The sequence below is a fragment of the Erwinia sp. LJJL01 genome, from assembly GCF_047300805.2.
Taxonomy (GTDB): Bacteria; Pseudomonadota; Gammaproteobacteria; order Enterobacterales; family Enterobacteriaceae; genus Erwinia; species Erwinia aphidicola.
Genome location: NZ_CP178576.1, coordinates 3440433 through 3453784, shown reverse-complemented (window position 1 = coordinate 3453784; position 13352 = coordinate 3440433). Strand labels below are relative to the sequence as shown.

General features: G+C 56.1%; 15 protein-coding genes. 5 read left to right on the top strand and 10 right to left on the bottom strand.

The features are described 5' to 3' along the window. Positions 1 to 31: 31 nt before the first annotated feature. Entirely contained in the window at positions 32 to 520 is a 489-nt protein-coding gene (locus tag ACLI4M_RS17105) for a YbjO family protein (RefSeq protein WP_133624086.1), read from the bottom strand. A 380-nt stretch (positions 521 to 900) separates the two neighbouring features. Here ACLI4M_RS17105 and ACLI4M_RS17100 point away from each other — a divergent pair, with 380 nt between their 5' ends. From ACLI4M_RS17100 to ACLI4M_RS17090, 3 genes are read left to right on the top strand one after another with little or no spacing between them, the layout of a single operon-like run. Next, entirely contained in the window at positions 901 to 1572 is a 672-nt protein-coding gene (locus ACLI4M_RS17100) for a nucleoside recognition domain-containing protein (protein WP_133624087.1), read from the top strand. Continuing rightward, positions 1562 to 2035, top strand: coding sequence for a nucleoside recognition domain-containing protein (locus ACLI4M_RS17095; protein ID WP_133624088.1), 474 nt, complete (start codon positions 1562 to 1564; stop codon positions 2033 to 2035). Before ACLI4M_RS17100 ends, ACLI4M_RS17095 begins: the two co-directional genes overlap by 11 nt. Before the next feature lie 24 nt (positions 2036 to 2059). Then, positions 2060 to 3163 carry an amidohydrolase gene (locus tag ACLI4M_RS17090; RefSeq protein WP_133624089.1) on the top strand — a complete coding sequence of 368 codons (1104 nt, stop codon included), beginning with the start codon at positions 2060 to 2062 and terminating at the stop codon, positions 3161 to 3163. A gap of 115 nt (positions 3164 to 3278) precedes the next feature. Here ACLI4M_RS17090 and potI read toward each other — a convergent pair whose 3' ends face one another. The 8 genes from potI to ACLI4M_RS17050 all read right to left on the bottom strand — a co-directional run bounded on the left by potI (position 3279) and on the right by ACLI4M_RS17050 (position 10433). Further along, positions 3279 to 4124, bottom strand: coding sequence for a putrescine ABC transporter permease PotI (gene potI / locus ACLI4M_RS17085; protein ID WP_048916572.1), 846 nt, complete (start codon positions 4122 to 4124; stop codon positions 3279 to 3281). Next, the gene (potH, locus tag ACLI4M_RS17080; RefSeq protein WP_133624090.1) at positions 4121 to 5083 is read right to left on the bottom strand and encodes a putrescine ABC transporter permease PotH; all 963 of its coding nucleotides are present in this window, start codon (positions 5081 to 5083) and stop codon (positions 4121 to 4123) included. The genes potI and potH overlap by 4 nt, the downstream gene beginning before the upstream one ends. 11 nt (positions 5084 to 5094) lie before the next feature. Then, positions 5095 to 6234 (bottom strand): putrescine ABC transporter ATP-binding subunit PotG, encoded by a 1140-nt coding sequence (potG, locus tag ACLI4M_RS17075; RefSeq protein WP_133624091.1) that lies wholly within the window; start codon positions 6232 to 6234, stop codon positions 5095 to 5097. Between the two features lie 126 nt (positions 6235 to 6360). Beyond that, positions 6361 to 7467, bottom strand: coding sequence for a spermidine/putrescine ABC transporter substrate-binding protein PotF (potF, locus tag ACLI4M_RS17070; protein WP_048916575.1), 1107 nt, complete (start codon positions 7465 to 7467; stop codon positions 6361 to 6363). A gap of 470 nt (positions 7468 to 7937) precedes the next feature. Next, positions 7938 to 8420 carry a YbjN domain-containing protein gene (locus tag ACLI4M_RS17065; protein ID WP_048916576.1) on the bottom strand — a complete coding sequence of 161 codons (483 nt, stop codon included), beginning with the start codon at positions 8418 to 8420 and terminating at the stop codon, positions 7938 to 7940. Positions 8421 to 8512: 92 nt separating this feature from the next. Then, positions 8513 to 9415 carry a 30S ribosomal protein S6--L-glutamate ligase gene (gene rimK, locus ACLI4M_RS17060; protein ID WP_133624092.1) on the bottom strand — a complete coding sequence of 301 codons (903 nt, stop codon included), beginning with the start codon at positions 9413 to 9415 and terminating at the stop codon, positions 8513 to 8515. Positions 9416 to 9439: 24 nt separating this feature from the next. Beyond that, a complete protein-coding gene (gene nfsA, locus ACLI4M_RS17055; RefSeq protein WP_048916578.1) occupies positions 9440 to 10162 on the bottom strand; it encodes an oxygen-insensitive NADPH nitroreductase in 723 nt (240 codons plus the stop codon). Further along, complete coding sequence (locus ACLI4M_RS17050; RefSeq protein ID WP_133624093.1) at positions 10146 to 10433, bottom strand: YbjC family protein; 288 nt, start codon at positions 10431 to 10433, stop codon at positions 10146 to 10148. Before ACLI4M_RS17050 ends, nfsA begins: the two co-directional genes overlap by 17 nt. 199 nt (positions 10434 to 10632) lie before the next feature. Here ACLI4M_RS17050 and ACLI4M_RS17045 point away from each other — a divergent pair, with 199 nt between their 5' ends. Next, entirely contained in the window at positions 10633 to 10896 is a 264-nt protein-coding gene (locus ACLI4M_RS17045; protein ID WP_048916580.1) for a GrxA family glutaredoxin, read from the top strand. 114 nt (positions 10897 to 11010) lie between these two features. Here ACLI4M_RS17045 and ybjM read toward each other — a convergent pair whose 3' ends face one another. After that, positions 11011 to 11385 (bottom strand): inner membrane protein YbjM, encoded by a 375-nt coding sequence (ybjM, locus tag ACLI4M_RS17040; protein ID WP_133624094.1) that lies wholly within the window; start codon positions 11383 to 11385, stop codon positions 11011 to 11013. Positions 11386 to 11642: 257 nt separating this feature from the next. Between ybjM and ACLI4M_RS17035 the strand changes: the two genes are divergently transcribed. Next, positions 11643 to 13331, top strand: a complete 1689-nt coding sequence (locus ACLI4M_RS17035; RefSeq protein ID WP_048916582.1) for an aspartate:alanine antiporter — start codon at positions 11643 to 11645, stop codon at positions 13329 to 13331. Positions 13332 to 13352 lie beyond the last annotated feature (21 nt).

The window sequence follows — 13352 nt, the reverse complement described above, 5'->3', positions numbered from 1 at the left end:
AAATGCAGCCGGTGAGTATAGCAGTGCCGGGTTAGCGATAGCCACGCCTACGATAAAAGTGGCGGCTACTGAGTGGCACAAACAGCAGCAGCATTATCACAAAATCGGGAAACTTGTGCGCCAGTAACGCCTGAATAATCTGGCGATTCGTGTCACCGCTGATGCTGAAAATCTCCGGATAAATCCAGCCCATCGACGCCGCGAACATATACAACAGCACCACCACCTGCGTCAGCAGATACCCCCAGCGCCCCCAGTTATGGCCGCGCATCAGGGCGATGGCACAGCGCAGTTCGATAAAGAAGATCAGCTGGCTGGCGATGAAAATCAGCGTCGAATCCCAGGCCTGAGCGCTGCGGTGGATAAAGTTCATCACCTCTTCAACGCCCAGTTCGTTAGCCAGCAGCACAACGCCCAGGCAACGGGTGGCAATAATGGCACTGCCGGCAATCCACACCGGCACCGGAATGCCGGACGCCGTGCGCGACACCGCTTTGACCTCTCTCAACACCTCTGACATCGCTCTCTCCAACTTTCCCGAACGTTTGCCCCACGCTGGTGCAACTGATCCATGGTGGTGTCTCACTGCCGCCCCGCTAAGAATATCCCTGGCAGGATGAGAAAAAAAGCGTCTTTTATTTCACCAGTGAAAATAAATTAACTTTTTTAACCCTGCCCGCGTAGCCAAATTTCCCGTTGCTGCCGCGATCTATTGCCGCAATAAAATAACCCACTTATTTCTGGCACGATCCCTGCAGTCCGTATCAGGTGGGTGGCTAAATATCGGCAACGGCCCCTCTATTTTTAGCCTGAATAGGTAATTAATTCCACTATGCGGAACAAAAATTGCCAGAAAGCTTTTTTGTTTATTTTTGCAACTATCAGGGAGTCGCAAGATCGATGTCTGAAGATAAATTATCCGTTACGGCTGAAAAATGGTCAGTCGGCACAGGCGCCTGGCTGGCATTAATATTGGCCATCCTGTTTTTCTCCGGCCTGTTTTTTAACGTTGAGGGCATGAGCTGGCTGGGAGCCTTTGATTTCACTACCCTCGGCGGCAGCTTCGGCACCATGAAAGATCCGGCACACAACACCTTCGTTGGCGCCGGTGGCCTGAGCGCCAAAGCGGGCTTTCTGTTCGCCCTTTCGCTGGTGCCCACGGTGATGCTGGCACTCGGCCTGCTGGAGATCTTTACCCACTATGGCGCCATCCGCGCTGCCCATAAACTGCTGACGCCGCTGCTGCGCCCGCTATTAGGCATCCCGGGTCGTACCGGCCTGGCGCTGATTACCGATCTGCAAAGCACCGATGCCGGTGCGGCATTAACCAAAGAGCTGTACGACACCAGGCAGGTGAGTAAAAAAGATGTGGTGATCATGGGCGCCTGGCAATATTCCGGCGCCGGGCTGATTAATAACTACTTCTCGATTGGCTCAGCGCTATTTGCTTCGCTGGCAACGCCGGTGCTGGTTCCACTGGTGCTGATGTTTGTACTGAAATTTGTTGGCGGCGCGTTTGTGCGCCTGATGTTGAATACCCTGTATAAGCGAGACTTCCAGCATGCAGAATAACCCTCAGGTTAACGTCTCTAATAATCCGTTTGATATCTTCGTGGTGGGGGCGCGTAAAGGCTTCCATATTGCCATTCACAACTTAATGCCTAACGTCGTGATGGCGTATGTGATTGCCGAGGTGCTGAATCTGCTCGGGGTGATGACGCTGATTGGTGATGTGTTTGCCCCGGTGATGGGCCTGTTTGGCCTGCCGGGGCAAGCGGTCACCGTGCTGCTCACCGCCTGGCTCTCCTCTTCTGCCGGCACGGGCGTGGCGATCAGCCTGCTGGCGAAGGGCGTACTGAGCGGCGCGGATATTACCATTTTAACCCCGGCGATCTTTTTGATGGGTTCTCAGTTACAGTATATGGGCCGCCTGCTGGGCGTGTCTGACGTGCCGAAAAAGTACTGGCCCCTGTTAATGCTGACCAGCATTATGAATGCGGTAATTTCCATGCTGGTGATGCGAATCGTTGCGTAATAAAAGCTGAATGGAGTGCATAACGTGTTAAAAGTTTTGGAGCATTACAACTATCTGCATGAAATCCCGGAGCTGGGTTTCGAGGAATTTAAAACCTCGGCGTATATCAGCCAGCAGCTGAAAGCCGCCGGTTACGCAGTGCAGGACAATTTCAATGCCACCACGGGGATAGTCGCGGTGCTGGACAGCGGCATACCTGGCCCAACGCTGGCGCTGCGTGCCGATATGGATGCCCTCGGCCATGTGATTAACGGCGTGCCCTGCGCCCGCCATACCTGCGGCCACGATGGACACTCCTCGGTGGTGCTGACGGCAGCCCAGGAGCTGATCGCCGAGCAGGCGGTGAAGAAAGGCCGCCTGAAGCTGATTTTCCAGCCGGCCGAAGAGTTAGGCACCGGCGCGCTGGCGATGATCGCCGGGGGGGCAATCGACGATGTCGATATGATCCTCGGCTTCCACGTGCGCCCGGCGGAAGAGTGCGCGGTTGGCACCGCCATCCCGGCCGTCTTCTACTCCGCCTGCGTCACCGTTGAGGCGATCGTGCGCGGCCAGACCGCCCACGGCGCCCGCCCGCATCTCGGCGTCAATGCGCTGGATGCCGCAGTCAGCGCGGTGAACGCCGTCAACGCTATTCATATGGCCCCGAACAGCGTCTGGAGCGCCAAAGCCACGCGTTTCCTGTGCGACGCGGGCGTCACCAACTCGATCCCGGATGAAGCACGCGTGGTATTCGACCTGCGCGCCGCGAAAAACGAGGATATGGTGGCGTTGCAGAGCCGGGTGCAGCGCGCTATCGAACACAGCGTGGCCGCCTTTGGCGCAACGGCTGAAGTGCTGACGTTAAAAGCGATGCCCGCCGCCGAAATTGATGACGAGATGAGCGCGCTTATCTCCGGCGCGATTGTTGAAGTGCTGGGCGAAGACGCACTGATGGAGCCGCGCTCCACGCCGGGCAGCGAAGATTTCTTCCACTATCCGGTCCAGCGCCCATCGCTAAAGGCTGGTTTTTGGGGATTAGGAACGGGGCTGGTGCCGGGCCTGCATCACCCGGATATGCACTTTGATCTCAACTCGCTGCCGGTCGGCATCAAGATCTTTAAAGCCTGCGTGAAGAAGGTTCTTGGGTGAGAAATCACTCAACAACCTTGTAGGGGGCGACCTTTTTTTCCGGTCGCCCCTTGCCGCAGCGTAATCTTTACGGGCCGGTCGAAAAAGAGGATCGGCCCCTACAACGACGCTAACCTTAATGCCCGCCACGCGCCTTCTGAATATCCTTCAAACGCTGTTTCTCTTCGTGCGCCATAAAGCGCCAGGCGATAAACCCGACCAGCCCCACCACAATCAGGATCAGCGATGCCAGGGCGTTAATCTCCGGGTTAATCCCACGGCGCACGGTGGCGAAGATCTGCATCGGCAGCGTGGTCGCGCCCGGCCCGGTAACAAAGCTGGATATCACCAGGTCATCCAGCGACAGGGTAAACGCCAGCAGCCAGCCGGTGACAATTGCCGGGGCAATCATCGGCACGGTAATCACGAAGAACACCTTCAGCGGCGTAGCACCGAGGTCCATTGCCGCTTCCTCGATCGAGCGGTCCAGCTCGCGCAGGCGCGAGTTGATCACCACCGCGACATAAGCGGTACAGAACGTCACGTGCGCCAGCCAGATAGTAAGCATGCCGCGGTCGGCGGGCCAGCCAAATGCATTGGCCATTGCAACAAACAGCAGCAGCAGCGACAGCCCGGTAATCACGTCCGGCATCACCAGCGGTGCAGTCAGCATAAAGGCAAACCCGGTCGATCCCTTAAAACGGCCAAAGCGCACAATCACTACTGCCGCGATAGTGCCGAGGATCACCGCCGCCGTGGCCGCCAGCGCGGCAATCGACAGGCTAAGCGTCACCGCGCTAATCATCGCATCGTCGTGGAATAGCACGCTGTACCAGTGCAGGGAGAAGCTTTCCCACGCCGCCAGCTGCGATGAGTTAAACGAGTAGATCACCAGCAGCAGCATCGGCGCATACAGGAAGAAGAAGCAGACGGAGAGGATCGCCGTGCGCCACTTGGATTTAATGGTCGGCAGATTACTCATCCCTCATCCCCCACTTCTTTATTCTGATGCTTGTGGAACCAGATAATCGGCAGGATCAGGATCAGCAGGATAATCACCGCCAGCGCGGAAGCCACCGGCCAGTCGCGGTTGTTGAAGAACTCCTGCCACAGCACGCGGCCAATCATAATACTGTCCGGGCCACCGAGCAGTTCCGGGATCACGTACTCCCCGACCGCCGGAATGAACACCAGCATCGACCCGGCGATAATTCCGCCTTTGGTCAGAGGGACGATCACGCTAAAGAACGTTTTCAGCGGGCGCGCGCCCAGATCGAGCGAAGCTTCCACCAGCGAGTAGTCAATGCGCGTCAGCGCCGTGTAGATCGGTAACACCATAAACGGCAGATAGCAGTAAACAATGCCGATATAGACCGCCAGGTTAGTGTAAAGAATGGCGATCGGATGGTCGGTAATGCCGGTCCACATCAGGAAGCGGTTCAGCACGCCGTTATCGTTGAGGATCCCCATCCAGGCATAAACGCGCACCAGGAAGGAGGTCCACGACGGCAGGATCACCAGCAGCAGCAGAATGTTGCGCGTCGACGGGGCTGCATGAGCGATTGCCCACGCCAGCGGATAACCTATCGCCAGGCAGATCAGCGTTGAAATCGCCGCCACCTGCAGTGAATGCAGATAGGCATCGACATACAGCGGATCATCGGTCAGCGTAATATAGTTGCCGAAGTTCAGCACCATATTCAGCTGGCCGTCGGCCCAGCTCAGCAGCTCGGTATAGGGCGGAATGGCGCGCGCAATATCGGCAAAGCTAATCTTTAGCACGATCAGGAACGGCAGCAGAAACAGCAGCGACAGCCAGAGGTAAGGCAGCGCAATCACCAGCTTGCGGCCGTGCGCCATCTGCAGGCGCGTCAGCAGGCCTTTAAAGCCGGTTTGCTGGCCGCTCGGTGGCTCAGTGGTACGTTCAGAATATTGACTCATCTCTCCCCCACTTAAACCGTCAGAACCACGCAGCTGTCGGCTTCCCAACAGAGGCGCACTTCGTCACCCCAGGTCGGGGCACCTTTGCGGAAACGGTGCGCGTTCTGCAGCTGGGCGCTGATCATCTGGCCGCTGTGCAGGCGGACATGATAGATCGACAGGTCGCCAAGATAGGCAATGTGCACCACTTCACCCACGGCAAAGTTGCAGCCGTCCGCCGGGATATCATCGCACAGCATCACTTTTTCCGGGCGCAGCGCCACCGAGACCGGCACGCCGTCCACGATCGAGACATCGCTCGCCACTTTCAGCGGATGAAGCAGACCCGGGCTGTCGATAATCAGGCCATCGGTTTGCCGCTCGCGCAGCAGCCCCTCGAACAGGTTTACCGAGCCGATAAACTCAGCGCTGAAGCGGGTGGTCGGGTGCTCGTAAATCTCTTCCGGCTCGCCAATCTGCACGAATTTACCACGGTTCATAATGGCGATACGCCCGGCCATGGTCATCGCTTCTTCCTGGTCGTGCGTCACCATCACGCAGGTGGCGCCAACGCGCTCAAGGATATCCACCACTTCGTGCTGCATGCGGTCGCGCAGTTTTTTATCCAGCGCGCCCATCGGTTCATCCAGCAGCAGCAGCTTCGGCCGCTTGGCCAGGCTGCGTGCCAGCGCCACGCGCTGCCGCTGCCCGCCAGACAGCTGGTGCGGCTTACGCCTGGCGTACTCCTGCATATGCACCAGCGTCAGCATCTCGGCCACGCGCTCATTGATTTCGGCTTTTGGCAGACGGTCCTGCTTCAGGCCAAAGGCGATATTCTGCTCCACCGTCATATGGGGGAACAGTGCGTAGGACTGAAACATCATATTGATTGGGCGCTGATACGGCGGCACGTGAGAGAGATCCTGGCCGTCGAGCACAATTTGCCCGTGAGTCGGGGGCTCAAAGCCTGCCAGCATGCGCAGCAGTGTGGACTTCCCACAGCCTGAAGCACCCAGCAGCGCGAAAATTTCGCCTTTATAGATGGTGAGGTTCACATCATCCACCGCGTGCTGACCGTCAAACGACTTGGTCAGGTTGCGGATCTCCAGCAGCGGCGTTAACGCCTTGCCTGCTTTGCTTTGAGTACGAGGGGTTGCGTCGTTCACGACCATTTTACTCCGGCGCTAAAAGAGGGGACGGCTGTGCGGGTGCCCCACCCTAAAAATAACAAAACAGAGGCCGGTAACGCGCCTCTGTTGTGGGCTGACAGTGTGCAGTTATGCAGTCACTGCAATCAGTTACTTACCACTTTTAACTTTAGTCCATGCACGCGTACGTACACGGTCAAGTTTTGGATCCTGCACCTTAAGGGTGAACAGTTTCGCCATGGTGTCCGGCGTTGGATAGACGCCCGGGTTGTTACGAATCGCTTCATCAACGAACGGTACAGAGGCCTTGTTGCCGCTGGCGTAGTAGACCGAGTTAGAGATGTTCGCCATCACTTTTGGATCCATCAGATAGTTGAGGAACTGATAGGCTGCATCCAGGTTTTTGGCATCTTTGGGGATCGCCAGGGTATCGAAGAACGCCAGCGCGCCCTCTTTAGGTATGCTGTAAGCAATATCGACGCCGTTCTTCGCTTCTACCGCCCGTTTTTTCGCCTGCAGAATATCCCCTGCCCAGCCGATAGCCACGCAGGTATTGCCGTTCGCCAGGTCGTTAATGTACTGGGACGAGTGGAAATAACGGATGCTTGGACGCAGCTTCAGCAGCAGGTCGGTTGCCGCAGTGTAATCTTTGGCATCGCTGCTGTTCGGATCTTTGCCCATGTAGTTCAGCACGGTCGCGAAGATCTCTTCCGGGGCATCAAGGAACGACACGCCGCAGCTTTTCAGTTTTTCCAGGTTCTCCGGCTTCAGCACCAGGTCCCAGCTGTTGACCGGCGCATCTTTGCCCAGCGCGGCTTTCACTTTTTCCACGTTATAGCCAATACCGGTGGTCGCCCACAGGTAAGGGATGGCATATTTGTTGCCCGGATCGTGCTGTTCCAGCTTCTTCATCAGATCGGGGTCAAGATTCTTGTAGTTTGGCAGCTTGCTCTTATCCAGCGGCTGGAACACGCCGGACTGCAGCTGACGCGCCAGGAAGCTGGAGGAAGGGACGACCACATCATAGCCGGTGCTGCCCGCCATCAGTTTGCCTTCCAGCACTTCGTTGGAGTCGAAGACGTCGTACACCACTTTAATGCCGGTTTGCTTTTCAAAATCCGCCACGGTATTTGGCGCAATATAATCTGACCAGTTATAAACGTGCAGCGTCTTGTCTGCGGCCAGTGAGCCTGCAGAGATCGCCATCAGCGTTCCCGCAACCACACCTGACAACCATTTTTTACGTTGGTTGAACATCTTCCATCCTCCTGAACAGGGATAATCTTATGCCGGGCAGGCTAACTGGTTAGCACCTGCCTCTTAATATAGGTCAGTAGATTAAAGGCTACAGAATGAATCATTATTCATCCCGTGGTTAATACTAAAAACCTATATATCTGGGGATGTTGCACGCTTAATGCAGCCACGCAAGAATAGCCCCACTCACCCGGCCAGACCAGCCCTCAGGGTAAAAAACGCCTTTTATCGATTTTTTATGCACGTTTCCTCTATGTGATATGCCATTCACGGCATAAATGGCGATAGAAATCTGGCATTAGAGGGCAAAATGCAGAATAAAAAGTGGTATTGCTCCAGAACGAAGTGTCGCTAAAAACAGCATTTAACACAGGGAGTAGCGTAGAAATTGAATGGGGTAAGAAAGACAGAATAAAAACGGGCGGATTAGGAGTCCGCCCGCAGGAAAAAATGCCGTAAACGTCAGCCGCTTAATGCAGCATCGGTTGGCCGCCGAGCATCGGCGTACGGTCATCGTCATCTTCACCGATCATCAGCAGATGATTGGCAAAGGCTTCCATCACAATCATCGAGATCTGCTCTTCGCTCTGCTTCATAAAATAGGCGAACTGCCCGTAGGTCAGGCCTGCGGTAATGCTCAGCGACTGGCAGACGATCAGCTTCGGCAGGTTATCATCCTGGATATCGAGGAAGGCTTTCGCCGATAGCGAGCTGGCGTTAATCTGCGACAAATCGCCCGCCAGCGGGATCAGCGCCGTCGGTTTAACTTCCGCCAGGGCGGAAAACAGGATCACGTTATCCACCAAATCGAGCTTGGCATCAAACACCCCATCAAAATTCTGCATATGAGGCAGATGAAGGGCCTGGCAGGAGTCACACTCAAACCAGGTGATACTTTGCTGATCCAACCAACGTCGTAACACGTCGATATCGGGAACAACGAGTGAATCCATAGGCTTTGTCTCTTTCTCTGGCCGCCACAAAATTGCGCACTAGCTTACGTAAAAACCTCGCCAAAAACCACGATTACGACAGAAATATGACGTCAACCACCGGTTTTAAGACTGAAGCCAGGTTGCGCCTGCTGCTCTACCCAGTGAATCATCATGGCGGCGATATCCAGACCGGTTGTCTTTTCAATCCCTTCCAGCCCCGGCGAGGCATTCACCTCCATCACCAGCGGGCCGCGACTGGCGCGTAAAATATCGACGCCGGCCACGTCCAGACCGAGCGTGGCCGTGGCTTTGATGGCGATTTCACGCTCGCTGTCGCTGATGGTCACGCGCCGGGCGCTGCCGCCGCGGTGCAGATTGGAGCGGAAATCCCCCTCTTTCGCCTGGCGCTCTATCGCTGCGACCACTTCCCCGCCAATCACCAGGCAGCGCACATCGCTGCCGCGCGCCTCTTGAATAAACTCCTGCACCAGAATGTGCGCATTCAGCCCGCGAAAGGCATCAATCACGCTCTCTGCCGCCTGGCGAGTTTCCGCCAGCACCACGCCAATTCCCTGCGTCCCTTCCACCAGTTTCACCACTAGCGGCGCGCCGCCAACCATCTCGATCAGGTCACGGGTGTCATCCGGCGAATGAGCAAAACCGGTGATCGGCATGGCAATCCCTGCGCGCGCCAGCAGCTGTAGCGAGCGCAGCTTGTCGCGCGCGCGCGCAATCGCCAGCGACTCATTCAGCGGGTAACTGCCGCACATCTCAAACTGGCGCAGCACTGCCGTGCCGTAAAAGGTGATCGCCGAACCGATACGCGGGATCACCGCATCGAAATGCGCCAGCTGCCGACCGCGATAGTGAATGGCCGACGAACCGGGATTGATATTCATATAGCAGGAGAGCGGATCAATCACCTCAATGCTATGCCCGCGGCTGCGGGCGGCCTCCAGCAGGCGTTGACAGGAGTAAAGCGTACTGTCGCGGGAAAGAATGGCAATTTTCACCAGCAGCCTCCGAAGCCGTCAGAATTAGCGCGTCGCCCAGCCCTGCTTGTGCAGGTAGTCAAGAATAAACGGACGGCTCTCTTTGATGATGGTTTTCTGGATGTGTTCGCTCCAGCTCTCGCTGCGGCGATTGCTGTCGCGGTGCTGATAATATTCCACCAGCTCGTTGTCATACTGCGCCAGTACTTCCGGGTTGATCGGCTGATAGCTGTTTTCATGCACCAGCATCGCGGCGGGCATGCGCGGCTTGAGCTCAGGATCCTGCGCCGGTTCACCCAGGCACATGCCGAACAGCGGCAGGACAAATTTCGGCAGATGCAGAAGCTCGGTCACCTGCGCGATATTGTTACGAATACCACCGATATACACGCCGCCCAGGCCGAGCGATTCCGCAGCAGTCAGCGCATTCTGCGCCATCAGGGCGGTATCGACACAGCCCAGCAGCAGCTGCTCCGCCATACCCAGCTGGGCATCCGGGCAGATCTGCTGCAGGCGGTTAAAATCGGCGCAGAACACCCAGAACTCTGCGGCCTGCGCCACATACTTCTGGCCACCGCTCAGCGTCACCAGCTGTTCGCGCAGTGCGGGATCGGTAATACGAATGATAGAGGTGCACTGCAGGAAGCTGGAGCTGGAAGCCGACTGGGCAGCAGCAAGAATGGCTGCGCGCTGCTCGTCGCTGATAGCGCGATCGGTAAAAGCGCGAATTGAGCGGTGTGAGCGCAGCAGGTCAATGGTCGGCGTCATGGGAATCTCCTGGTTTAGACGTGTCACGCGAAGCGCGCGTGTTAAAAAGTTCGGGTGCCATTACTTTCGCCGTGCGCCACATCATTACCGTGGCCGCAGGCAGCATCAGCGCGATACCGGCGAAAATCATCACCGTTGCCGCCAGCTTACCGCGTAACAGCGACGGTAAAGGTAGCACTTCGTGCAACGTCAGGTAAGAGAGGACCAGCAGCAGGATGCCGATAACTTCAAGGATAAGTACGGCACGGGGCATCTGACTAAAGGCACGCATGAACACTCTCCGACAGGCGGCATGATAAAAAGCAGTGGGGTTATTAAAGCCTAAGTCGGCAAGTTATGCATAGCGACCAATCGGACTGACAGGCAATTCCTTCTTTATTTCACTCGTTGATGCGGGCATCATAGGCGCCATTAAGCGTTAAGGTGTGACTTGAGTCACATAAAAGAATCTGACCTTTGAGGAGAGAGCTATGTTTACAGTGATTTTTGGACGTCCGGGCTGCCCTTACTGTGTACGTGCAACAGAGCTGGCAGAGAAACTGACCGCAGAGCGTGATGATTTCAACTTCCGCTATATCGATATCCATGCTGAAGGCATCACCAAAGCCGATCTGGAAAAAACTGTAGGTAAGCCCGTTGAAACCGTCCCGCAGATCTTCGTTGACGAGAAACACATTGGCGGCTGCACCGAATTCCAGGCCTGGGCCAAAGAAAACCTCGGTCTGTACCAGTAACAATAACCGCCTTGCGGTTATTGTTACCGTAGGGGCCGATCGCTTTTCTGATCGGCCCGGTTTTCACACCGCCTTGCGGTTATTGTTACCGTAGGGGTCGGGCATGCCCGCCCCCTACAACCGCTGCTGATGACGCATCTCCAGCAGCGTCCTGCCCAACATCACTGCCAACGTCCCTGAACCACACCAGAACACTGCGCTGGTGATAAACGCGATCTCCTGAATCAGCTCCAGATGATGAAATGCACTCAGCTGCATTAGCGCCAGGCAGGGTGCAGAAGCGAGGGCAATCGCCAGCGCCATCGCGGTCAGCGGCGCCTCTTTCGAGGTCAGTGCCGCCAGCGCACCGGGCAATAAAAACAGCAGCAACCCCAGCTGAGCATGGCCGACATAGCCCACCGGTAGCGGAAAACGCACGGCAATATAGATCGCGCCATACAAAATGCTACAGGCGACCAGGCCGGGCCAGCTTATCCCTTTTATCCACATAGAATTTTCTCCAGGCTATTTTCCCTTCACGATAAAAATAAGCCTACGGATAGCGCAGTGATAAAATTAAAATCCGTAACAAATAAGCCAGGCGAATGCTGGCTGTCATAAGCTATTGCGATTAAAATGAGCGGCGTTTTTATCCCATTCAGCGTGATTATTGCCGATTGAGCATAGCGCTCATCGCATCAGTGGGTGAAATTTAGCGCATAAACCCCTTCCCATCAATAGGTTACTGGTAAACAAGAAGTTAAACCGTGAATATAAACGTCGCAGATTTGTTAAGTGGAAATTACATTCTGTTGTTATTTGTCGTACTGGCGCTGGGGTTATGCTTAGGCAAACTTCGGTTAGGTTCTGTTCAACTCGGTAATTCTATTGGCGTTTTAGTTGTCTCTTTACTGCTCGGCCAGCAGCATTTCGCGATTAATACCGATGCGCTGAATCTGGGCTTTATGCTATTTATTTTTTGCGTCGGCGTCGAAGCCGGACCCAACTTTTTTTCTATCTTCTTCCGCGACGGCAAAAATTACCTGATGCTGGCGATTGTGATGGTCAGCAGCGCGATGGTGCTGGCGCTGGGGCTTGGCAAGCTGTTTGGCTGGGACATCGGCCTGACGGCAGGGATGCTGGCCGGTGCCATGACCTCGACCCCGGTGCTGGTCGGCGCGGGCGATACCCTGCGCCAGACGCTGAGCGACGGTAAGAGCCTGAGCCTGGCACAGGACCACCTCAGCCTCGGCTACGCTCTGACCTATCTGATTGGCCTCGTTAGCCTGATTTTTGGCGCGCGCTATCTGCCAAAACTGCAGCATCAGGATCTGCCCACCAGCGCCCAGCAGATCGCCCGTGAGCGCGGCCTCGACCCGGACAGCCAGCGCAAAGTTTACCTGCCGGTGATCCGCGCCTATCGCGTCGGGCCGGAGCTGGTCGCCTGGAGCGACGGCAAAAACCTGCGCGAGCTTGGCATCTACCGCCAGACCGGCTGCTACATCGAGCGTATTCGGCGCAACGGCATTCTGGCAAATCCGGATGGCGATGCGCTGCTGCAGCCCGGCGATGAGATCTCACTGGTCGGCTACCCGGATGCGCACTCGCGCCTTGACCCGAGTTTCCGCAACGGCAAAGAGGTGTTCGACCGCGATCTGCTGGATATGCGCATCGTTAATGAAGAGATCGTGGTGAAGAACAACAATGCGGTGAACAAACGCCTCAGCCAGCTGAAGCTCACCGATCACGGCTGTTTCCTTAACCGCGTGATCCGCAGCCAGATTGAGATGCCAATCGATGACAGCATTATCCTGAATAAAGGTGACGTACTGCATATCAGCGGTGAGGCGCGCCGGGTGAAATCGGTGGCGGATCGCATTGGCTTTATCTCGATTCACAGTCAGGTCACCGATCTGCTGGCGTTCTGCGCCTTCTTTATCATCGGTCTGATGATCGGCATGATCACCTTCCAGTTCAGCAGCTTTAATTTTGGCATTGGTAATGCGGCCGGGCTGCTGTTCGCCGGCATTATGCTCGGCTTCCTGCGTGCCAATCACCCCACCTTCGGTTACATCCCGCAGGGGGCGTTGACCATGGTGAAAGAGTTCGGGCTGATGGTGTTTATGGCGGGCGTTGGTCTGAGCGCCGGCAGCGGCATCACCAAAGGCCTGGGGGAGACCGGGCTGCTGATGCTCGGGGCCGGGCTGGTGGTCAGCCTGGTGCCGGTCATTATCTGCTTCCTGTTCGGTGCCTGGGTACTGAAAATGAACCGCGCCCTGCTGTTCGGCGCCATCATGGGCGCGCGCACCTGCGCCCCGGCAATGGAGATTATCAGCGACACCGCGCGCAGTAACATTCCGGCACTGGGCTATGCCGGAACTTATGCTATTGCTAACGTTTTGCTGACGCTGGCGGGCACGCTGATTGTGATAATCTGGCCGTTTTTTGGTGGTTAAAAATAATTTATCGATTGGGGA